Origin of the sequence: Commensalibacter sp. ESL0382 (genome assembly GCF_009725775.1) — a bacterium.
GTDB classification, from domain to species: Bacteria; Pseudomonadota; Alphaproteobacteria; order Acetobacterales; family Acetobacteraceae; genus Commensalibacter; species Commensalibacter melissae.
In genome coordinates, this window is the sequence record NZ_WNII01000006.1 from 1 (window position 1) to 21742 (window position 21742).

Here is a 21742-nt window from a genome sequence, read left to right on the forward strand (position 1 = left end):
AAGGCATCCTTGTTACACTAGTGCGGGGTGGAGCAGCCCGGTAGCTCGTCAGGCTCATAACCTGAAGGTCAGAGGTTCAAATCCTCTCCCCGCTCCCAATAACTTCCACTCAAAATTGCTATATCATTACTTAAACAAATTTTACTCGTTATATTAGTTTAAATTTAATTTGATATTTATATATTGCTTGTTAATTGCTTTTAATTTTCAGGTCTGGTTCATTAAAAGAAATATTATTTTTCTGCAATGTCAATTCTATGAAAGGAGATTATGACACAAAAAAAAACTTACAATTCTATTAATCAGACTTGGTTTAAAATTCTTTTTTTGTTTCATTTTAGTTTTTTTTACAGTGTTTACTATTCTAAATGCGTTTTTTCACAGACTTATTCTGATCATGAAATTGATACATTAGATCAAAATGGTAAAAGTGTACCTTACGATTCAGATGGTGAATTATTTTTCCATAAATTAAATGAAAAGTTGGATCCTCATGGTGTGCAGTTTGCTTTAAGCTGGACAGGTGAAACAGCAGGTATTGTAAGGGGAGGACGTAGAAAGGGTGTCGATTATGCACATCAGATTGCTTTTTCAGTTGATATGGATTGGGAGAAAATTGCAGGTTTTAAAGGGTTTTCTACTCATGCGATGATTTTAAATCTAGCTGGGCGCAATGCTAGTTCCGATTATGTTGGGGATACGCAGATTCAGGCCCAGGAAATATATGGGGGTGGATATGACCGATTATTTCATATGAATTATATTTATATTGAACAACAGTTATGGAAAGATCAGGTCAATATTCGTGCAGGACGGTTAAGTGTTGGAAATGAATTTGCATCAAGTCCATTCGCATGTCAGTTTATGTTAATTGCAACTTGTGGTCAACCTAGGAGTATTCAGTCCCAACAAGGTTTTACACCCTGGCCTGGAACTGTTTGGGGGATTAGATTTTTATTTCATTTGACAAAGCAAAGTTACTTCCAATTGGGTGCTTATGAAAGTTCTCCATGGGGAACCGGTAAAGGGGGTGTCGCAGGTTTTGACTGGAGTACGAATGCTGCAACAGGTGTTTTTATACCAATTGAATACAGTTATAACTCTGAATTTGGTAAAGATAATTTAACGGGATATTATCATATAGGTGCTGGTCTTGATACCAGTCGTTTTCAAACCTGGTCTGCACAGGCTGTAAAAGGAAATAAAAGAGATAATCGCAGTCAATTTTGGGTTATGATGGATCAGATGATTTTTCGTAATGACCCCAAGAAAGATCATGGATTATATTTAATTTTGAATTATGGACATGATTCAACAACAACTTCTACATTTAAGGATCTTTATAATGTAGGTTTTATTAATAAGGGTTTTTGGAAGAAAAGACCCTATGACCAAATAGGTTTCATGTTTACCTATTATACAGTGCCTAAGAGTTTAAAACATGCACAAAAATATCAAATGACGCAATTGTCTTCCCCTTTTAATGCAAAGGTTTTGTCATTATTGAATGGTGCACCCGCAGCACAGACAAATTCTGCTTTGTTTGAATTGAATTATGGTATTTCTGCTTATCGGGGTGTTATGGTCATGCCAGTTGTCGAATATTTTCATCATGTTGCTGCCACTAAAGCCTACAAAGATGCTTTTGTTATTGGATTAAAAACCAATATTAATTTTTAGAAAATTTATTCAGAGGTTTTTGTTCAATCTATACTTATAAGATGTGAAATCCTTGTATCGTTTCATTATATTGTAAATTAATGAATAAATAGGTAATAATTTGTAGTGCGTATTTTTATTTTCCCTTTTATATAATGTATAATTAATACAGTTTAAAATTTATTGAAAAAAGGTGGTTTTTCTTTAATGAAACAAAAAGGAAATAGATTGATTTTGGGGATAATTGGGGGATTGGTGGTAAATTCAATGATTCCGTTCTTATCTTGTTTCGCACGTCACCACCATCATCACCATGTTCCCCCTCCAAAGACGGTTGAAAAAAAAGAAGATGAAAACACGCCGCAACAAACGATTAAAGACGCGGATTCCATTCCTTCAACCATCAGGCAAAAAATGCAGGAGAATCAAAGGGTTGAACATTATCAACCTTTAAAACAGGAAAACAAGCCCGCCTTGTTACTTCCCAATCATTATACAAGGGGTGATAAAGGCCATTTGAATGCTGAACAAGGTTGGGTGAACAGTAAACGTCAACGTGGTCATCATGATATTGGTATTAATGCACCGCTTCCTCAAACAGCGGACCCAACTCAAAATAAAACACGTAACGTTTTTCGTAGAGCAATGCCGATATATGAACCAAATTATTAAACGTTCATGAAACAATATTTAATTTTTCGGCAATTGCTTTTTTAGCCTGATTAATGGTTTCTTCAATGGGTTGTGTATTATTGTCAATATCAATAATGGGGGCACCATTATAGGTTAACTGTTGTAATGTTCCAATTTTTTTGATCATTGATTCAAGGCGATGATCAGGTTTTCTCTGTTGGGCTGTTTCAACGGTTACGTTTAGTCGTATAACCAGATCGGGTGTATGGTTGATCATCCAGTTATAAAGTGATCGTTCAAGCTTTGAGAGCAGGCGTGTTATGGACGACGCTGGGTTTTCTGTTGTCAGATCAGGTCCATCCAGTCCACCAATAACGGCAACTTGGGGAAATCGGTCAGTAAGAATGTAAAAGCCTTGCTTACGCAGGGAAAGCATCCTGTAAAAGCGATAAACGCGACGCAGAGACATTATGAATATTCCCAATGCCAATAATGCGTTCGGTCCTTCTTTTGATTTAGCCTGTTTATTGGTCTTGGTAATATTTTTATCAAGTTTTTTCCCTAGAAACGGAAGTTTAATCAGACGTCTTCTTATATTTCCCGTTTGTCTGCCCAAGTGGCATAATTTTGTAGGATGAACTGAATTCAACCAGCGTTCCAATTCCAGACAGACTGTTGTTTTGCCAGATCCGTCGCACCCAATAATAGCAATAATCGGTGGCGTAGAAGATTGTGTCATAAATTATATATCTCTTGGTTATTTAAATGGGATATCGTAATCTTTCTATATTTCAATAGATTACGGTCAAATTTGATTTGTTAGTCAATGAAAACTGTATTATAAGACAACCTTTCCTAGTCTGTTAGGTTGGAAATTCCTTGGAATTTTTCAGTATAGAATCAGTAACTTAAAGCAAATCAGGCTTTAAGTTAAAACTTTTGTTCCAAAGATATCCATAATTATATACATAAATCTGTTATATTTTAGAAGATTATATATGCATAAAAAAAGATCAACTGAAAATCAGGGCCCATTAATTGCATTAGTCGGTTGTGATGGATCAGGAAAATCAACATTAAGTTTTGATCTTGCTGAAGCATTAAATCAAGGGCGACCTGCAAAGTGCTGCTATTTGGGCCAAGGATCAGGAAATATTGGTCGAAAGATCAGTCAATTCAGATTTGGGGGAAAAATACTTGGACGTATAATCGATAAGAAAGCGGGAACGGCTCGTACCAAGGGAAAAAAAATTCCTGGTGTTTTAACGGCCTTGGTTATTTTCTTTTTTTCCTGTGTTCGTTTTCTTAATTTTATAAAAATGTTGAAATTAAGAAAACAGGGGGTTTTGATTATTGCGGATCGCTATCCTCAGACAGATGTTGTAGGATTTTATGACGGACCCGGTTTGTCAGCTGCACATACGCAAAATCGTTTTATCCAGTTTCTTGTTAAAACAGAATACAGGCTTTATGATTACATGGCTTCTATAAAACCGGACTTGATAATTCGGTTGAACATTGATGTTGATACCGCATATCAACGTAAACAGGATCACGATTATAATTTGTTAAAAATCAAAGTGGAAGCCACTCAAAAATTAAAATTCAGAGGGGCACCAATTGTTGATATTGATGCTTCTTTGCCTTATAAAGAAGTTTATGAAACAGCTATGCGGGCAATTAGGAAAGTAGAAATTGCATATAGCGAAGGGAAAATAAGGAATTAATTATTGTTTAATCATAAAATGCTATTTTTAATAGGTTTTATTTTTCTTTTATTTGCTGTTTTTTTATTCCTTTGCACAGATCTGGATCAGAAACTCAATGGTGTTTTGCTTTCTGATCATGACAGTAGCTTGATTTATTGGAATAGACTTGTATCTAAATCGGGTTCATTTGCGGTTGTTCTTCCCTTAAGCTTAATATTCATATTATGGGTCTGGATTTATCGTTCGCATCGAGACGCGGTTTGGCTGTTTGTAATCTTGATTTCAGCGCGTCTGGTTTTTCTTTTAATGAAAAATATAATTGTTAGAGCAAGGCCCGCTTTTCCATTTTCTCATATTCATGCGACAACAGCCAGCTTTCCAAGTGGACATGCAGTCAATGGACTGATGTTTGTGTTGATTATATTATACTGTTTAAGAAATTACAGTTTGGTTTGTTGGATATCATTGATATGGGTTTTTTTAGTGGGATGGTCGCGTTTGACATTGGGGGCACATTGGATAAGTGATATACTGGCAGGATGGGGATGTGCGATCATGTGGTTTGCTTTTATGATGGGGATTAGAAATACTGTATTTGTTCAAAAATTGCTAGATTATATTTTATAATCAGGTAGGTTTTTACTGTATTAATTTTATAGCGGAAATATCGTGAATTTTAAATTTTTTACCAAGCCACAGAATATTATACAATTTGAGGGTTTCCATTTTTCTCGTTTTCAATGTGATCAGCTATATGAAATGATTTTGGTGGATGATGAAATTCACCTCAATGTTTCATTACCTGACAAACTTGTATTTGATTATACACAGGATCAACTGATTGACGGTTTTATGATTAGTCGTCAATTATGGGTGGAAGGGGTTATGGAACCCGCATTTATGAATATTTTGCATTCCTTAAGATACTCTTGCCATTTATCCAAGGAAAATAAAGCCGTTTATAAGAAGGTAAGGGCCAAATTCAAACATTTGTGCTATGCATATAGGGCTTTTGATGAACGCCATTGTAGACCGTACTGGCTTGGCAAGATGACGGGTTTATTAGGCAAATTACAGGATGGCTTCAAAAACAGGAAATCTTTCATTGTAAAACCAAGGGCGGTATTTCTGGATTATATTTGGCATGAAAAAGGGTTGTATTTATTAAAACGGGAAGTAAATTGCTTTTTTCCCTGCAACCTGAAAAGCTTTGTAAAATATTTTCGAAAAAGACTGGAAATCATTAAGAAAGAGCTTGAAACACATGTAACTATAACAGCTCATGAGTTTCATAACATGAGAAAAACAATCAGTATGATTGCAGCCACCTATGGTACTTTTGATGTTTTGTTTCCATCAGGTTATCATCATCAGACTTTTCAATATTTATCGACAATTAATGGTATGATGGGCGATTATCATGATGAATTGGTGGAAAAAAAATTGAATAAAATTCAAAATTACTATTTTGATCGATTTATGATACCTGAAGAAATTAAGAACAGGTTAAACACTTTTGCAGGTCGTTTTATAGACGATAGTAATGATTTTTATTGATCTTGTTTCACTTTATTGAATGGATAATCAATTTTAAAATGAACCACCAAGCGTAAATGGATGCTGATGATGATGCTTCATTATCATCTAGTAGTCCATGAGCGGTATTATTACGAAGATTAAAGCCTATTGGATCAATAAATAAACTTTTAAATTCAAAAAGTAAATTTACATCTAAAATTTTTTCTATTTCAGGTGATTTTAAAAGAGTATTCAGGACTATTATATGTTTCAATATTATTTTTATCCAAATTGCTGGTACGAACTTTAATTTTTTTAAGTTGATCTCTTATAATATTTTCAACTTGCGGGCAAAGTAGATAAATAGCAGCTATAAAATCCTTTTGAAAACCTGACCACAGGGCGTTTGCTATGATTTTTTCCCGATTTTTAGGAACAATAGGAGATTTATGACAGATATTTTCAAAAATTTCTTTTGAAAATTTATCTTCTTTATGAAGTTGGTTCAGCCCTTCATTAATCAATGATATGTTTGTATAAATAATTAATCTATATTTTTCTTGTTTTTTTCATTTAATTTATTTTCTTCATCGTCAGGTGAGATTTTTGCGATTATACGTCCATCATCACTTCTATAATCTTTTGTAAATAAATTAGAGAAAAAAAATTGATCTGATTCTTTTACAGCATTTTGAACAAGATCTTGATAATCAATACCTAAACCGGTAAAATATTTGAGAGTTTCAATAGGATCTGTTTTGTTTGAAATGTGTTGTACAAATCCTTGCACTGAATTTGTAATATTAATGGGGCCTATATATATTTTACGCATATTTGCTAACACTATTTGGTTAGATTCTTTTAATTTAGCATGAAGGTTGTGTATTTTATTATCTACATCGTAATCGTTTCGATTTTTTTTAGGTATTTTATTATATGTTTGTAAAGCCTCCCCATAAATAGAATAAGCGCTACAATTATTATTTTTATATCTAAAATCCCCATCATATTCATGATATTCGGCTATGTTGAAAAGAGATTTTATTTCATTTTCTCTATCGTGAAATTGTTTATATTTATTGTTTAGAAATGTTAAAATAATTATTGATAAATGAAAATTATTTTCATTTTTAAGTTGAATTGCCTCTTGATATAATCTAGGCATTGCAATTTTTTGTAATACATCCTTATTTTTTGTTTTATCTATTAATTCTGCTAATATTAATATTAGTCCACGGTCATTTTCACTTTTAAAAACATATGTCAATTTAGATAGTATTTTATCTAATTGATTACTATCATTTATCTGTTGACACAAATAAATCGCACGTTCGTAGTATTTGTTCAAATCTTGGAACAGAAAAATTATATTTTTTTTGTTGTCAAAAGTGTAATAAGTGTATGAATCAATTGCGATTTGGGCATATTTATAATTTTTTGGTTCTTGAACAAGCCATAAAATATCGGCTATTTTTGCTTTTAACGATGGTTCAGGAATGTCATTTAATATAAGGCTTAAGAATTCAAGCTCTTCTTTTGTAAGATCTGAAGGTTCTTTAGTACGTCCTAGTATATTTGTAAAAAAAGCCCTAAAAAGTTTATCTTTATTATCAGCATCTAAATACATTAAAGAAATTTCCGCTAACAATTCAAAAATTTCATATTGTTCTTGCTGTCCAATATCTAGTTTTTCTTTTGCAATTTTTTTTAAACTGGAGTGAAGTTTATCGTAAAAAACAGGGTTTTGTTCCGGTTCATATTTCCAATTACATTCAAGAAATGCCTCTCGCGTTAGTTTTGGAGAACTTTTCATTGTTTTAAATTTCTTTCATGATTTTAAATCAAGGTTAAATTCGTTTCGAATAAAATATAATAAACGAAATGAAATTTAATGAAATTTAATGAAATTAAATTAAAATTGAAGAGAGATTAGTGTTTTGTGGCAAATCACTGCAAACTACTAAATAATATATTTATATATAATTAATTTTTATGGTGCCCAAGGGCGGAATCGAACCACCGACACAGCGATTTTCAGTCGCTTGCTCTACCGACTGAGCTACTTGGGCATCTTGATATTCGCTTTCGGTATTTGACGCGAATCAATGTATACAAAGCATTTACCCTACATTGGGATCAGGATCAAGTCTTTCTTTTATGGAATTTAGCAATTCTTTTTCTTCCTCTTCATTTTGTGGAAGGGATGCAATGCGATAATCCTCGTAAAACCAACGACCTAGATCAATATCGGCGCATCGTTTAGAACAAAATGGTTTGAATTTTTCTTGGGCCGGTTTTTTACAGATAGGACAATGTAACGCAGGTTTATTCATAAGAAAAATCCCATTCTTGAGGTTTAAACGTTAAATCCGCTTTTAGTTGTAGCGATATAGAACATCGTCGTTCAAAATCTTTAATGGCATATTCATCCTTTAGTAATGCCTGATATAAATGGGGATGAAGTTTCAATTTTAAAAGATGATAACGGTAATGGTGATTGACAGAATTGAATTCCAGCATGACCTTCGCAAGGATCTTAACAGCTTTTCCGTGATCCGAGGTTAATAGTTCATGAAGGGGTGGGCGTTTTCTCATTCGAACGATTTCGGCCAATCCCAGGTGCGTAAATCCCAATAATCGGGGGGATAACGGATCATTGGCCAATGCGTCATTGATGTCCTGTTGTAATAAACGTCTTTTTTTGATTGGCAGACCTATTAGATCAATAAAAATTGCACCTGATAGATTACGCAATTTTATTTGATGCAATAATGGTGGCAAAGCGATACGGTTTGCGTCAAATTGCGCCTTTATTTTTGTTTGATTTTCTTGGCTATGGCTTACACTATCCATATCAATAGCGACGAGAGCCGGGGTCGGGGTAATTGATGCTTGAATTCCTTTTGGTAATTTAACGGATGATTCCATTAATGCCTCAATCTGTTCCGATATAATGCTTGGACAGGAGGTCTGCGCAATTTGAACACGATTATGCAACGAACTTGGTATGATATGAATAAGGTGCGGATCATCAATTATGATTGGTGAATTCCCCCAAAATCTTGAAAGATCTTCTAAAGGAGACGGTCCTTGTTGGATCAGATGTATTTCAGTGCTTTTCTGGATATTGATGGATAGGTTTTTGGTATCCAAACGGACATTTTTTCCATTCTGGGCACTTCGTGAGACTTTGACAATTATTTTATCGCCATTGTGCAGATTTTTGGCACCTGCATTATCAGGCAAAAAACCGGATATGTTTTTACCCAGAAGAATAAAGGCTCCACCTAATGCAGGTAAATGGGCGGTAACCCGACCATAGTAAATGTCCCCGAAACCATCAGGAAATCCAGGATACCATAAGGCATAATCTAAGAGAGTGTCATGATGGGTAACGGCAATATGTATTAGACCAGGCGCTGAAATAACCCAGATTTGAGGCATCAGGGGATTAATCCTTGACCGCGTATAAGCTGGGCCGTCTCAAATAATGGAAGACCGACAACATTACTGTAGCTCCCATTTATGGATTTGATAAAACTGGCGGCATAACCCTGAATGGCATAGGATCCAGCCTTGTCTTTCCATTCATCGGTTTCTAAATAAGAAAAGAGTTGTTTATCAGTCAATCGTGAAAAATGCACGATAGTACAGACAAGACGTGAGGAGATCCGTTGTGTCTTTGCATTATACAATATAACAGCTGTATAAACTCTATGTCTTCGACCAGACAGTAAACGTAATTGTTTTTCCGCGATTTTTACATCTTTCGTTTTATTTAAAATACGTCGTCCTGCTGCCGCAACCGTATCAGCGGCTAAAATCATGGGTGATTCAAGAGAGAGTTCCCTGCCAGCCGATAGTTTTTCCTGTGCAAGGCGCTGAACATACTGTCTGGGCAATTCTTTTTTTTGGGGCGTTTCATTAATTCGAGGATGAACGATTTTTTCAGGATTAATGCCGATTTGTTCAAGCAGTTGTAAACGTCTTGGTGATGCGGAGGCCAGTGTAATTGGAAAATCAGAATTTTCCATCAAGAAAGAGGAATGATGCATTATTATTTAAAGCGGAACGTGATGCGACCTTTGGTTAAATCATAAGGGGTCATTTCAACGCTTACGCGATCACCCGCCAAAACACGAATACGGTTCTTGCGCATTTTACCGCTGGTGTGGGCCAAAATAACATGTTCATTATCCAATTTTACACGAAACATTGCGTTCGGCAAAAGTTCAGTAACAGTTCCGTTGAATTCGATCATATCTTCTTTAGACATTTTTAGTATATATATCCTTCAAGTTAAAACAATTAATTTTGTTCTTACCATAACGATGAATATTGAAAAATGTCCAGTTTTATTTATGCAAACTGTCCAAACGGGAGGAAATACTTAAAGCATGTGCGGTTAAACCCTCAGTTTTTGCTATCGCCACTGCAGCAGGTCCCACTTTTTCAATACCCTTTTCATCGCTTTTAAGGAAAGTCGTTCGTTTAAGAAAATTAAAAACCGATAATCCGGATGAAAAACGTGCAGTACGACTGGTTGGCAAAACATGATTGGGACCGCCAACATAATCTCCAATTGCCTCAGGACACCATTTTCCAATGAATATCGTGCCGGCATGTTTGATTTTGCTGAATAGGTCATCTGGATTTTCAAGCATGAGCTCCAGATGTTCAGGGGCAATCCGGTTGATAAGAGGAATGGCTTCTTCCCAGGATTTCACAACAAGAATAGCACCATGATTTTTCCAGCTTGTTTCCGCTATTTCTTTTCGTGAAAGACTTTTCAATTGTTCATTAACAGCTAGCGAAACTTGATGGGCAAATTCCTCATTATCAGTAATAAAGATTGATTGTGCCATGGTATCATGTTCCGCTTGTGCCAAAAGATCCAGGGCGATATGCGTTGGATTATTATGCCGGTCAGCAACAACCACAACCTCGGAGGGGCCTGCGACGCTATCAATTCCGACCAAACCGAAAACCTGTCTTTTTGCTTCGGCGACATAGGCATTGCCAGGACCAACAATATAGTCAACGGATTCAATGGTTTGTGTCCCGAAGGTCAGGGCGGCAATGGCTTGTGCTCCACCAACACGGTAAATTTCGGTAACACCTGCCCTATAAGCCGCAGCCAAGACGAGAGGGTTTAAATGGCCATCCGGGGTCGGGACACACATTGCCAACCGTTTGACTCCAGCAACCTTGGCCGGGATAGCATTCATTAAAACGGATGAAGGATAGGCAGCGGTACCTCCTGGAACATATAATCCGGCGGAATCCATGGCATTCCAGCGATACCCAAGATTAAATCCACAATCATCCCGGTAATCAAGATCGGGAGGCAATTGTTTTTCATGGAATTTTTGAATTCGTTGGGCGGCTAGATCAAGTGCATCAAGCAATTCCGGATCAATTTTCTTGCAGGCTTGCTTTATTTCCTGTTCTGTGATCCGTAATTCCGTAGGAGACAGTAACAAACGGTCAAAGCGTTTGGTATATTCACAAAGTGCATCATCGCCATCATTTTTTACAGCCTGTAGAATCTCTGTTACGGGTTTTGTTGCTTGTGAAGTGTCTGCTGTTCGCGCGGCAAGAAGATTACAGAAAAATGTTTTAAAATCCGGTTGATTTGTTGATATGATTTTCATGATATATCTTCATTGTTTGGAAGGGTGACAAGTTGGCGAAACCGTTCAATTAATGCATTAACGTGGGCAGATTGTGTTTTTAAGGCGGTGCGATTGATGATGAGACGGCTGGAGATTTGTGTAATCGTTTTAATTTCCTGTAGACCATTGGCCCTTAGGGTTGATCCTGTATCGACAAGATCCACAATCAAGCTGGATAATTTCAAGACAGGCGCAAGTTCCATGGCACCATGCAAATTAATGATATCCGCTTGCACGCCTTTACTGGCAAAATAACGTTGGGTGATATTCGGATATTTGGTTGCAACACTTATCTGTGACCAACGCGCAGGGTCTTCCAGATTTTTATTTTTTGTATCCGCTAATTGCGCGATAGATAAACGACAGCGTCCTATATTGAGATCAAGAGGCGCATAAATATCCGAATAATCAAATTCCATCAGGACATCGGAACCACAAACACCCAGAGAAGCCGTGCCAAAAGCTACAAATGTTGCGACATCGAAAGAACGGACGCGGATAATGTCAAGCCCAGGGTCATTTGTCTTAAAGCGAAGAAGGCGGCTGTCTTTATCAAAGAAAGCGGGTTCTGGTATAATATTGGCTGTTTCAAGAAGAGGGAGACAATCCTTTAGTATCCTTCCTTTAGGAAGGGCTAAAATAAGAGGGTTTGATTTCACGCCAGGTACAGACATTTAAAGTGTAAGCAAAAGTGGATCTGATTATAATAAAATTGTTAAATAATTTAAGGTTTAACTATAATCAGATCATCGGTATAAAACAAGTTCTCTTCTATGAGGAATGAAAATATTATTTAGTCTTGATTCTTTCAATTTGAGCACCGCAGGCAGACAGTTTTTGATCAACTGCTTCATAACCGCGGTCTAGATGATAAATCCTGTTCAGGCTTGTTTCTCCGGCTGCGGCCAGACCGGCTAGGATTAACGAAAACGAAGCCCGTAGATCCGTTGCCATAACAGGCGCGCCGGATAGGGAATGAACACCACGAATAATTGCTGAAGAACCATGAACATTGATTCTTGCACCCATACGGTTCAGTTCTGGGACATGCATGAAACGGTTTTCAAAAATTGTTTCCGTAATCATGCTCGCTCCTTCAGAAATTGAAAGAAGGGCCATGAATTGGGCCTGCATATCCGTCGGAAAACCTGGATAGGGTTCTGTCATGATATCAATGCCTCTTAAATCACCCGTGCGCCGGACAAGAATGGCGTTTTTTTCCGGAAACACTTCTACCCCAGCCTCTTCCAACGCATGAATAACAGATCCCATGGCATGAATGTCGGCTCCGATCAGGCGCAGTTCTCCACCTGTAATACCGGCTGCACAGGCATAGGTACCGCATTCAATTCGATCAAACAGGATGGAATGTTCCGCGCCATGTAAATGATCCACGCCATCAATGATCAGATGACTTGTTCCTTTACCCTCTATTTTTGCACCCATCGCGATCAAGCAGTCGATAAGATCGCAGATTTCAGGTTCACGGGCTGCATTCAGCAGTTCCGTTCTGCCTTTGGCAAGGCAGGCAGCCATGATTGTATTTTCTGTAGCGCCAACAGAAACAAATGGAAATACAAAGCGACCACCACGTAATCCCTTGGGTGCAGTTGCAATAACATATCCCTGATCAATTTCGATTTCAGCGCCCAAGGCTTTGAGTGCATCCAGATGAAGATTAACAGGACGGGTTCCGATTGCACATCCTCCCGGCAGGGAGACCTTGGCCTTACCACAACGTGCAAGAATGGGCCCTAGAACAAGGATAGAAGCCCGCATTTTCGAAACGATATTGTAGGGAGCTTCGGTGTTTGCAATATCCCCTTGAAAAGTGATATGATGTGGATCCTTGTCATTATAAGTGATTGTGAGACCATGTTGTTGCAGAAGTGCGCACATGGTACGTATATCAACAATACTTGGAACATTTTGCAGTGATAAAGGTTCAGGGGTAAGCAAGGCGCATGCCATGATTGGCAAAGCTGCGTTTTTTGCCCCCCCAATGACGATATCACCATATAAGGGTCTGCCCCCACGGATTAAAAAGCGATCCATTCTTTTTTTTTCATTTATAAGCGAGGGGTAGCGACACCCATCTGTTTCATGTATTTGCCATTTTTATCGGCATAACTGACTTCACAAGGTTCACTGCCCTTGAGAAAAAGAAGCTGGCAGATTCCTTCATTCGCGTAAATTTTGGCAGGAAGGGGAGTGGTATTACTGATTTCAATCGTAACCTGCCCCTCCCATTCAGGTTCCAGAGGAGTGACATTTACAATTATGCCACAGCGTGCATATGTTGATTTTCCCAGACAGATGACCAAGATATCTTTTGGAATACGAAAATATTCCACGGTTCTGGCCAGAGCAAAGCTGTTGGGCGGAATCACGCATACATCTGTTTTACGGGTTACAAAGCTGCTTGGCGTAAAATTTTTAGGATCTACAATGGCATTGTCGACATCTGTAAAGATTTTGAACTCGTCTGCAACGCGGGCGTCATATCCGTAAGATGATACACCATAAGAAATTATTCCCTGACGATGCTGTTTATCAGCGAAAGGTTCAATCATTCCTTTTTCTTTAGCCATCTCTTTAATCCAGCGATCAGGCATAATTGGCATAAAGCTACTCCCTACCCTTAATATCTTTGCGTTTTAATTAAATAAATTTGAAATGATAAACAAGTATTTTGTAAACAAACCTTTACAAAAATTATTTTACGTCAGTGGTTCTCGCTCTTTTCTTTCACGCTGTTGCTTTTTTCTGCGTTTTAGATTCTCGCGTAACGCCGCGGCTTCCTTGTCGCGACGTTGAGTTATAGAATCTTTCAAAATTATTTTTTTTGGCTCACTATTCATAATGAATCAATTTACCTAATTTTTTGAAAGAATCAACAAGGCTTATTTTAAATGTTGGACTGCAAAAGCCGCAGCCGCTCCTAAAAGCCCTGGTTGTGGATAGGTCAGAATTTCAACAGGGATATCAGCCAGCATTCTTTCAAAGCGACCCTTATCAACAAACCGTTCTGCAAAACCCGAATGGGGAAGATAATCGGCTATAAGAAGACCGATGCCACCACTAATTACAACACGGTTGGCCAATTGTACCAGAGCCATGTCGGAGCAGAAAGTTCCCAAATTCAGACAAAACCGTTCCAGTGCAGCCGTGGCAAGATGGTCGGTACCCTTTAATGCGGCCTCCCATAAATTGCTATCGCTGTGATGGGTAACAGGCAGTCCGGCATTTGCGCCAAGCGCATCATAGATATTACCCAATCCGGGACCAGAAATGATCCGTTCTGCGGAAACCCTGCGATAATGTTGTTTCAGGTATCTTAAAATACTGATTTCGATATTGTCACAAGGGGCATAAGAGGAATGTCCGCCTTCACTTGGAATAACGGTATATTTGTCTGTATCGAATGCAAGAGAAGCAACTCCCAGTCCTGTTCCAGGACCGACAACTGTGGTTATTCCTTGAGGACTTTCTTTTCTTCTTGGGCCACAAATATGTTTAAGATGGTCCTCTTGACAGTTGGCGATCGCATGTCCAATTGCTTCAAAATCATTTATCAGAACAAGCTTTTCCAGATTTAGCTGTTGGGGAATAAGGGCGGGCCGAATGATCCATGGACTGTTTGAAAATTTGAGAATATCACCTCGAATCGGACAGGCAATTGCCATGGAGGCTTGTTTAGGCAAAGGACGGCCAACCTTTTGTCCAAAGGCATCCCATGCAAGTTGCAAAGTTGCATAATCCGCTGTTTTTAAAATGGTTTCGCTGTCAATGGTAACGACCTGTCCATTTTGTATCTTGGCAATTGCAAAACGTGCATTTGTCCCTCCGATATCTGCAACGACAATTTCAATGGGAGCATCAACAGGAGTGGAGTTATTCTTGGAGTTGGACATAATAAAAATCTCCATTTAAGAGGATTAAAACAAATAATATTAACAATATTTTTGTTCACATAAATTTGAATTTAATTTAAGGATTTTTAATATTTTTTTCAACTTTTTGTTAAATTCGTTAAGGCATTTTTTGGGTAAAGATTAAAAACAATCTCTTTAGACTATTGCGAAGCGGTTGTGCTCGGTAAGGTTAAGTTAATCTCTGGATGTGTTGTTATTATAAGCTGCATAGCTTGATTGACTTGTTTCAGGGATAAAGATTGCGATGAAATGGGTGTGATCAGACGAGCCTTACGTACAGTAACAAGATTATTCACAAATTTTTGTCGGTTTTCCAAATCTATTGTCGCGGAATAATAGCAGTTTTCCTGATCTCTTTTCTGAAGAATGAGATTGATGCCCTGTTTTTCTGTTTTATCATTCAGGTAGAAAATAATTCCCGTATTTGGCCAAAGTGGCGTTACGGCATTGAGTGTGATTTTTTCAGCTGAAAAGGAAATATATAAGATTGGTGCAGCTCGGGACATTCTCTCATTCCACCAGGCAAGTGTCGGTGGATTAGATTGGGGATAATATAACCATTCCCCAAATTTTATGTTTTCGCTGGTTTGCCGGGTTATTTTTCGTGTTTTCAGAGTTTCAGAATATGTTGTCACAGAATAGGATGTTGTAAATAAACTCACACCCAGAACAAATAATTGACATGTTTTTGATAAAGAAATCATGGAATACGTTGCCCTTCATAAATTAATTCTAGAGTAAAGGTTTAAAATCGAAGTTTAAAGCAAAAACTATGATTTGTTCTGGTTTATGTAAATTAAATTTGATCCTTCATCATGGATTGAGCCTTTTGCAAATCCTCCTGAACCTTTTCTTTCAACTTGGGAACGCTTCCTTTAGGACTCATGATGCATAGTCGCCAATTTTTATTTTTATCATGTTGGTCAGGGTCACCGCTTCCCCAGCACCAGCCTTTATCTTTCATCTTTTTTAAATAATCGTTACGTGTTGTACACACTGATTTTCTGGTTGGGCTATTTAATGGTTCTGAGGCGTGATCAATACATTTTTTGACATAATAATCAGCCTGTTGAAAAAGAGGCACTAAATCTGGAGACATCCCGTCAGGAGGGCTAACAGGTTCAGGATTTGTTTTTCTTGTGACTAGGGGAGGGGGGGCTTCCAGATTTTTTTCCTTGATTACATTCATGAAAGAATTCAATGCAGATCGTTCACCATTCATGTCAATTGGAATTGAGGTTGAAATCGAAAGATTCAAAATCATTGGTGAACTGTGTTGCAAAGCATTAATGAATTTTGTGATGTTATCTGTGTAGATAGCGGTAGAATAGGTTACCCAGCCATTATGATCCCTTGTCTTGTTTAGGGTCACGGAAACTTCCCTGATGTTCCAGGTTATATAAGAAAGCTTGAATTCCCGATAAGTATTTTTTTTGGCTGTTACATCAAGGGTTATTCTGTGTTCGGAAGGTGTAATATATAAATTTAAATTGGAAGTTGAATTTCTGTTCCAGTTAAGGGAGGCATGATTTTTACCGACAATCACATTCCAGTCATGAAAATCTTTTTCTTTAATGATGGAATGAATTTCCTCATTTTTTATTGTGGAAGGATAAGTTTTGGGATCGGGGGAGGATGAGGCCGTTGAAATATTGGCAAATGTTGAGAGTGGAAAAAAAGTTAAAAGGTAAAATAATTTACGCATTGGAATACCTGATTGCCTCGAAAAAGAATTAATTGCATTATAATATGAAAGTGGTAAAGCAAAGCAAAGAATATTTTTATTAAATAATGTTTTATAACTTCCATTATTTTATTACAAGTAAGGAACAGTAAGATATAATTCGTATTTTTTCTAAATTGTATTCTGTAAGGATGGTATTGTTAAAGTGAAAGCACAAAGTTTAAAAGATCTGGCGGCACGTTCCCCAGTGACTGAAAATTTATATAATCAGCATGGCTGTAATGATGTCATGACGGCATTTAATATCGCTAATCACTTACATTTATACGGTTTTTTAGAAGAGGCAGCAGCTTTTTATCAAGAGGCGATTAATTATCGTAAATTAGAAGCCGAAGCACATCCACGTGAAGCTATATTATTGCAGGTTAAACTGTTGTGTTTGGTAAAGGCCGGTATAGCTCTGGATGAAAAAGATTGCCAAAGGTTGCATGAGCTTTCCCCATCCTTGATGAATTATATTAGGGGTGTTGAAGAATATAGATGCGGAAAAATTGATGCTTTACAGGCGATAAAGAAAATTGATCATACTTTTGAACAATTTCATACAGGTGAAGAAATTGATGCTATTAATGTTGGTTTAATTCATGATGCATTGAAATCTGATATTTTCCCTGAGAGAATGGTTAAGAATAAGATTCCTCAATCTATTTTTTTTTACTGGGATCAGAATTTACCGGAGGATGTTAAGGAAAACATTGAGCATCATCAGAAGTTCCAGCATTTTAAAGTAGAGGTTTTTGACAGGGATAGGGCTTGTGAATGGTTATATGGCTATTACGGGCGTGATGCCAGGGAACTTTTTCTAAAATCCAGACATCCTGCAGAGGCTGCGGATATTTTGCGCGTTCATGTCATTAATCTATTGGGTGGGTTTTGGGTAGATGCGGATTTGAAAATTGTTTCTGAAAATCAGTTTATTGAAATGATTCCGGCAAATTATGATGCGGTTTTTTTTCTGACTGAGGGAAATTTTGTTCATAATGATCTTTTTGGAGCCCAACCGCATAACGTTTTTTTAGAAGATTGTTTGTTGTCTATCTATCACAATTGTTATAAATATGATGGTTTATTTATTTCTTATAAAACAGGTCCGGGTGTTTTTATGAGAGCATTAAATAGAATTTATTCGCGTTGTATAAAAGAAAGAAAATGGAAATATCCTTCTTTGAAAATTATGGATTCTTCATTTTTTTCCAAATTAACTGAACAATATCCAGTTGCATACAAACAAAAAGGGACTTGGAGTTCAGTTTGATAGTCAATAGTGGTCTCATATTTGAAATATTAAGCAATTTTAGAATTGAATATATAATTAAGGTAAAGTTAAAATTATGACTGATGATATGAATTTGGATGTTGGTTATGAGGAGATTTTATCTGTTTGTCCCCAAGCTTTGGATGTTTTCAAACATCATGGGGCAAAAGATTTAAATCCCTTGTTTGATATTGCAAACATTCTCTCGACAAATCATTTTTATTCCGAGGCAGCTTTTTTCTATAAAATAGCGTTTGATACCCATTCCAAAAGTCCAACCCAATATCCATTGGCTCATGTTTTACTTATGGCCCGTCAGGTTGCTTTACTGAAAGCAAGTCTGCCGTTAAAGCAGGAAGAACTTGAACAGTTAAAAAATCTATGTATTCCTTTATATAATTTTGTGGTTGGATGGAAACAATATAGAGAAAACAATGATGCTTTTAATGCCATTCAAATTATGCAAAATTGTTATGAGGAATTTCATACCGGTGAGGAAGCCGATACAATCTATCTTACAATTATGATGAATATCTTTAATCCTGCATCATCGATAGGGATTAAAAATAGAGAAGTGGGTAGGGCCGATTTTAGTGTTATTCCCAATAATTTATTTTTATATTGGGATCAGAATCCTCCGGAGGAAATAAGTAATAATTTTCAATTTCTAAAAGAACTTGGTCATTTTAACCTAAAAATTTTTGATAAGGCGGAAGCAACAGAGTGGTTATATCAAAATTATGGTGTTGAAGCACGGCAAATCTTTCTTTCTGCTCGTCATCCAGCTGAAGCGGCGGATTTTTTAAGAGTTCACGTTATTAACTATTATGGTGGCTGGTGGCTGGATGCTGATATTCAGATTCAATCTGTTGAAAAATTTTACTCAATAACTCCTGCTATTTATGATCATGTATTCTTTTTAACGCATAATAATGTTGTTCATAATGACTTTTTTGGTTCTGTTGCAAAAAGTCCTATTCTAGAAGAATGTATGTTGAGTCTTTACCGGAATAGTTATTTGCATCAGGGTTTATTCATTGCCTACAAGACAGGCCCAGGAGTGTTCGCGCGTGCACTGAACCGTCATTTTTATCGTGCTTTGCGTGGAGAGGCAAAATATCCATCCTGTATATTATTGGATCATCAAAAATTTGCCGAGGTTATAAGGGAGTTTGATACACCTTATAAAGGAACAACTACAAGCTGGATGGCTGTTTGAAGAACAGTTGATTGTTTATCAAAATTCAATGACAATGGGGGCGTGGTCAGAAGGTTGGGTTTTGGCTCGTTCCTCTTTATCAATCCAGCAATTTTTTAATTGTTCAGTTATTTTTGCTGACAATAGAACGTGGTCAATTCGAAGACCTGCATTTCGTTGCCATGCAGCTTTGGTGTAATCCCAAAAACTATATTCGATTGTATCAGGATGGAGAATGCGAAATGCATCCGACAGACCCAACCATAAAAGCGTATAAAAACCCTTTCGGCTTTCCGGACGGATCAATGCGTCATCGGAAGAAAGTATATTGGTGGTTAAATCACTGTCGGTGGGGCAAATGTTGAAATCACCTGCAAAAATACAGTTTTGTTTGTCGTTCAATAAGGATTGGGCATGTTTGATTAATGCATTGATAAAATCCATTTTGAATTGAAATCCCTCTTCGCCGCCGGAATTACCATTTGGCAAATATAGATTGCAGAGATGAATTCCTCGACTCTCAATCTCGAGATATCGAGCATGGTCTTTTGTATTCTGTAGATCAGGTAAATCCGTATGAAGCAATTTATAGGGATGGCGGCTTAAGGTGGCAACCCCGTTATAGGCTTTTTGTCCATGTACGATAACATGATAGCCTAAGGCTTTAAAACTTTCCGATGGAAACTGTGCGTTCTGGCATTTGATTTCCTGTAAAAAGAGCCAGTCAGGTTGTTCTTTTTGAAGCCATTTTTGAACATGGGAAAGTCTTTGGCGAATAGAGTTAACATTCCAGCTAGCAAGCTTCATCAGGATAATCCTTGGTATGAAAAGATACAAATTGAATTCCAGTCAAATTAATCTCATTATATCTTGATGGCAAGGGTGGACAGATTATCCTTTTCGTCTTTAAGCTTTGATTTTTTGTGATTGGAAAAAAGTAAAATTCCGGATGATTGAATTATGTAAAATCGAAAGTGCTGTATTTTAATCTAACACATATATGATTGTAGTCATTGAATTTTGGCCGTATTTTAAAATAAATTGAGAGCTATATACTATTACAATTTTATAATGATATAATTAGAATAATAAATGATCAGGATAATTTAAATTGATTATGTTGGATAAATTTAGGCGTGGCAATCATGAATCTAGCACCTTATGCCGTTCAGGAAAAAACAGCTCGGGGACGATTTTATCCTGAATCGGAGGCACAAGGTCGTAACCCCTGGCAAAGAGATCGGGATCGTGTAATCCATTCTACAGCTTTCCGTGTATTGCAATATAAGACACAGGTTTTTATCAATCACGAGGGTGATTTTTTTCGAACTCGTTTAACGCATTCGTTAGAGGTTGCGCAAATTGCCTGTTCTGTTGCTCGCGCTTTGAAATTAAATGTGGATTTGACAGAATGTTTGGCGCTGGCACATGATTTGGGACATTCACCCTTTGGACATGCTGGAGAAAGGGCTCTGGCAAAGATGATGCGGGATTATAACGGTTTCAGTCATAATGACCAGTCATTAAGACAGGTAACGTTATTGGAGCAACAATATATTGCCTTTAATGGACTCAATTTGACTTGGGAAAGTTTAGAGGGATTAGCCAAACATAATGGGCCGGTTGACAATCCCGACCCTTATTTAGAACGGATTAATCGGTCATATCCCTTGGATTTGTTCAATTATGCATCAGCGGAAGCCCAAATAGCATCAATTTCCGATGATATTGCCTATCATAGCCATGATTTGGATGATGGTTTACGTGCGGGATTGATAGAATTTAAAGATTTGGAAGATCTTCCCGTTGTTGGAGAGGCTTTATATGAAGCAAGAAAACAAATGGAGCAATGTAAATTTAAGGATAGTCTTCAAAAGCGTTTGAGATATGAAGTAATAAGACGGGTTATCGATTGTCTGGTTCGTGATTTGAAAAAACAGACTGCTGATAACTTAAGCGGTTTGAACCCGAAGACGCCAGAGGATATCAGAAATTGTACATATGGGATCGTGCAATTTAGTCCTAAAATTATGGAAGGCAATCAAAAAATTCGTAAATTCTTGTATCAGAATTTATATTCGCATTGGCGTGTCAATCGTATGAGTCGAAAGGGGGAATTGTTGGTTCAGCATTTATTCGAGATTTTATCTGAAAATGTTGATTTGTTACCCAAAAAATGGCAAATACGTGCCTTGGAGGCAGGAAAAAGAAAACAGAAATCAGGTATTTTACGGGTTATTACGGATTATATTGCTGGTATGACAGATCGTTATGCAATAGAAGAGTATCAAAGACTGACCGATTTATCTATTTTGTCGTAAAAATCTAAATAATTTGTTGGATGGTTCAAAGTCTTGTTTAGGGTATGGTCAATTTTATTTTCAGTATTGCTGAATAATTGGGTATGGATAAGGTG

Annotated in this window: 25 protein-coding genes and 2 tRNA genes; 9 read left to right on the top strand and 18 right to left on the bottom strand. The window is 37.0% G+C overall.

The window, feature by feature from the left end:
• Positions 1 to 21 precede the first annotated feature (21 nt).
• The 3 genes from GM552_RS01245 (at position 22) to GM552_RS01255 (ending at position 2331) form a co-directional block, all read left to right on the top strand.
• A tRNA-Met gene (locus tag GM552_RS01245) sits at positions 22 to 98 on the top strand.
• 172 nt (positions 99 to 270) lie between these two features.
• A complete protein-coding gene (locus GM552_RS01250; RefSeq protein ID WP_155564936.1) occupies positions 271 to 1680 on the top strand; it encodes a carbohydrate porin in 1410 nt (469 codons plus the stop codon).
• Between the two features lie 186 nt (positions 1681 to 1866).
• Positions 1867 to 2331, top strand: coding sequence for a hypothetical protein (locus GM552_RS01255; protein ID WP_155564937.1), 465 nt, complete (start codon positions 1867 to 1869; stop codon positions 2329 to 2331).
• A 4-nt stretch (positions 2332 to 2335) separates the two neighbouring features.
• Here the strand turns inward: GM552_RS01255 and GM552_RS01260 are convergent, their stop codons facing one another.
• On the bottom strand, positions 2336 to 3031 hold the full coding sequence (locus tag GM552_RS01260) for a nucleoside triphosphate hydrolase (RefSeq protein WP_155564938.1): 696 nt from the start codon (positions 3029 to 3031) through the stop codon (positions 2336 to 2338).
• A 259-nt stretch (positions 3032 to 3290) separates the two neighbouring features.
• On the opposite strand from GM552_RS01260, the gene GM552_RS01265 reads away from it, so the two are divergent.
• Genes GM552_RS01265 through GM552_RS01275 form a run of 3 tightly spaced genes read left to right on the top strand, consistent with a single transcriptional unit; the run spans position 3291 to position 5558 of the window.
• Complete coding sequence (locus GM552_RS01265) at positions 3291 to 4019, top strand: hypothetical protein (RefSeq protein ID WP_196424200.1); 729 nt, start codon at positions 3291 to 3293, stop codon at positions 4017 to 4019.
• A 3-nt stretch (positions 4020 to 4022) separates the two neighbouring features.
• On the top strand, positions 4023 to 4628 hold the full coding sequence (locus GM552_RS01270; protein WP_155564939.1) for a phosphatase PAP2 family protein: 606 nt from the start codon (positions 4023 to 4025) through the stop codon (positions 4626 to 4628).
• A 42-nt stretch (positions 4629 to 4670) separates the two neighbouring features.
• Positions 4671 to 5558 (top strand): hypothetical protein, encoded by an 888-nt coding sequence (locus GM552_RS01275; RefSeq protein WP_155564940.1) that lies wholly within the window; start codon positions 4671 to 4673, stop codon positions 5556 to 5558.
• Positions 5559 to 5565: 7 nt separating this feature from the next.
• Here the strand turns inward: GM552_RS01275 and GM552_RS09020 are convergent, their stop codons facing one another.
• From GM552_RS09020 to GM552_RS01350, 16 genes are all read right to left on the bottom strand, one after another.
• On the bottom strand, positions 5566 to 5793 hold the full coding sequence (locus GM552_RS09020) for a DUF4209 domain-containing protein (RefSeq protein ID WP_155564941.1): 228 nt from the start codon (positions 5791 to 5793) through the stop codon (positions 5566 to 5568).
• On the bottom strand, positions 5750 to 6043 hold the full coding sequence (locus GM552_RS01285) for a hypothetical protein (RefSeq protein WP_155564942.1): 294 nt from the start codon (positions 6041 to 6043) through the stop codon (positions 5750 to 5752). Before GM552_RS01285 ends, GM552_RS09020 begins: the two co-directional genes overlap by 44 nt.
• A gap of 20 nt (positions 6044 to 6063) precedes the next feature.
• Entirely contained in the window at positions 6064 to 7332 is a 1269-nt protein-coding gene (locus tag GM552_RS01290) for a hypothetical protein (protein ID WP_155564943.1), read from the bottom strand.
• Between the two features lie 180 nt (positions 7333 to 7512).
• A tRNA-Phe gene (locus GM552_RS01295) sits at positions 7513 to 7588 on the bottom strand.
• Between the two features lie 51 nt (positions 7589 to 7639).
• Positions 7640 to 7852: a DNA gyrase inhibitor YacG gene (locus GM552_RS01300; RefSeq protein WP_122122959.1), complete on the bottom strand. Its 213-nt coding sequence runs from the start codon at positions 7850 to 7852 to the stop codon at positions 7640 to 7642.
• A complete protein-coding gene (locus GM552_RS01305; protein ID WP_155564944.1) occupies positions 7845 to 8963 on the bottom strand; it encodes a ribonuclease E/G in 1119 nt (372 codons plus the stop codon). Before GM552_RS01305 ends, GM552_RS01300 begins: the two co-directional genes overlap by 8 nt.
• The gene (locus GM552_RS01310; RefSeq protein WP_122122961.1) at positions 8963 to 9574 is read right to left on the bottom strand and encodes a nucleoside triphosphate pyrophosphatase; all 612 of its coding nucleotides are present in this window, start codon (positions 9572 to 9574) and stop codon (positions 8963 to 8965) included. Before GM552_RS01310 ends, GM552_RS01305 begins: the two co-directional genes overlap by 1 nt.
• A 2-nt stretch (positions 9575 to 9576) precedes the next feature.
• Complete coding sequence (infA, locus tag GM552_RS01315; protein ID WP_110439346.1) at positions 9577 to 9795, bottom strand: translation initiation factor IF-1; 219 nt, start codon at positions 9793 to 9795, stop codon at positions 9577 to 9579.
• A 79-nt stretch (positions 9796 to 9874) separates the two neighbouring features.
• On the bottom strand, positions 9875 to 11173 hold the full coding sequence (gene hisD, locus GM552_RS01320) for a histidinol dehydrogenase (RefSeq protein WP_122122962.1): 1299 nt from the start codon (positions 11171 to 11173) through the stop codon (positions 9875 to 9877).
• Entirely contained in the window at positions 11170 to 11868 is a 699-nt protein-coding gene (hisG, locus tag GM552_RS01325; protein ID WP_110439348.1) for an ATP phosphoribosyltransferase, read from the bottom strand. The genes hisD and hisG overlap by 4 nt, the downstream gene beginning before the upstream one ends.
• 115 nt (positions 11869 to 11983) lie before the next feature.
• On the bottom strand, positions 11984 to 13249 hold the full coding sequence (gene murA, locus GM552_RS01330; RefSeq protein WP_155564945.1) for a UDP-N-acetylglucosamine 1-carboxyvinyltransferase: 1266 nt from the start codon (positions 13247 to 13249) through the stop codon (positions 11984 to 11986).
• Positions 13250 to 13263: 14 nt separating this feature from the next.
• A complete protein-coding gene (gene dcd / locus GM552_RS01335; RefSeq protein ID WP_110439350.1) occupies positions 13264 to 13818 on the bottom strand; it encodes a dCTP deaminase in 555 nt (184 codons plus the stop codon).
• 96 nt (positions 13819 to 13914) lie between these two features.
• Positions 13915 to 14055: a hypothetical protein gene (locus GM552_RS08850; RefSeq protein WP_196424823.1), complete on the bottom strand. Its 141-nt coding sequence runs from the start codon at positions 14053 to 14055 to the stop codon at positions 13915 to 13917.
• 42 nt (positions 14056 to 14097) lie between these two features.
• Complete coding sequence (glk, locus tag GM552_RS01340) at positions 14098 to 15108, bottom strand: glucokinase (RefSeq protein ID WP_155564946.1); 1011 nt, start codon at positions 15106 to 15108, stop codon at positions 14098 to 14100.
• A 161-nt stretch (positions 15109 to 15269) separates the two neighbouring features.
• Entirely contained in the window at positions 15270 to 15833 is a 564-nt protein-coding gene (locus tag GM552_RS01345; protein ID WP_155564947.1) for a hypothetical protein, read from the bottom strand.
• A gap of 92 nt (positions 15834 to 15925) precedes the next feature.
• Positions 15926 to 16834 carry a hypothetical protein gene (locus tag GM552_RS01350; RefSeq protein WP_155564948.1) on the bottom strand — a complete coding sequence of 303 codons (909 nt, stop codon included), beginning with the start codon at positions 16832 to 16834 and terminating at the stop codon, positions 15926 to 15928.
• 184 nt (positions 16835 to 17018) lie between these two features.
• Here GM552_RS01350 and GM552_RS01355 point away from each other — a divergent pair, with 184 nt between their 5' ends.
• Together GM552_RS01355 and GM552_RS01360 are read left to right on the top strand one after the other, a co-directional pair.
• Positions 17019 to 18128 carry a hypothetical protein gene (locus GM552_RS01355; RefSeq protein WP_155564949.1) on the top strand — a complete coding sequence of 370 codons (1110 nt, stop codon included), beginning with the start codon at positions 17019 to 17021 and terminating at the stop codon, positions 18126 to 18128.
• 76 nt (positions 18129 to 18204) lie between these two features.
• The gene (locus GM552_RS01360) at positions 18205 to 19347 is read left to right on the top strand and encodes a hypothetical protein (protein ID WP_122122969.1); all 1143 of its coding nucleotides are present in this window, start codon (positions 18205 to 18207) and stop codon (positions 19345 to 19347) included.
• 18 nt (positions 19348 to 19365) lie between these two features.
• Here GM552_RS01360 and xth read toward each other — a convergent pair whose 3' ends face one another.
• Complete coding sequence (xth, locus tag GM552_RS01365) at positions 19366 to 20133, bottom strand: exodeoxyribonuclease III (protein WP_155564950.1); 768 nt, start codon at positions 20131 to 20133, stop codon at positions 19366 to 19368.
• 338 nt (positions 20134 to 20471) lie between these two features.
• Between xth and GM552_RS01370 the strand changes: the two genes are divergently transcribed.
• Complete coding sequence (locus tag GM552_RS01370) at positions 20472 to 21647, top strand: deoxyguanosinetriphosphate triphosphohydrolase (protein WP_155564951.1); 1176 nt, start codon at positions 20472 to 20474, stop codon at positions 21645 to 21647.
• Positions 21648 to 21742 lie beyond the last annotated feature (95 nt).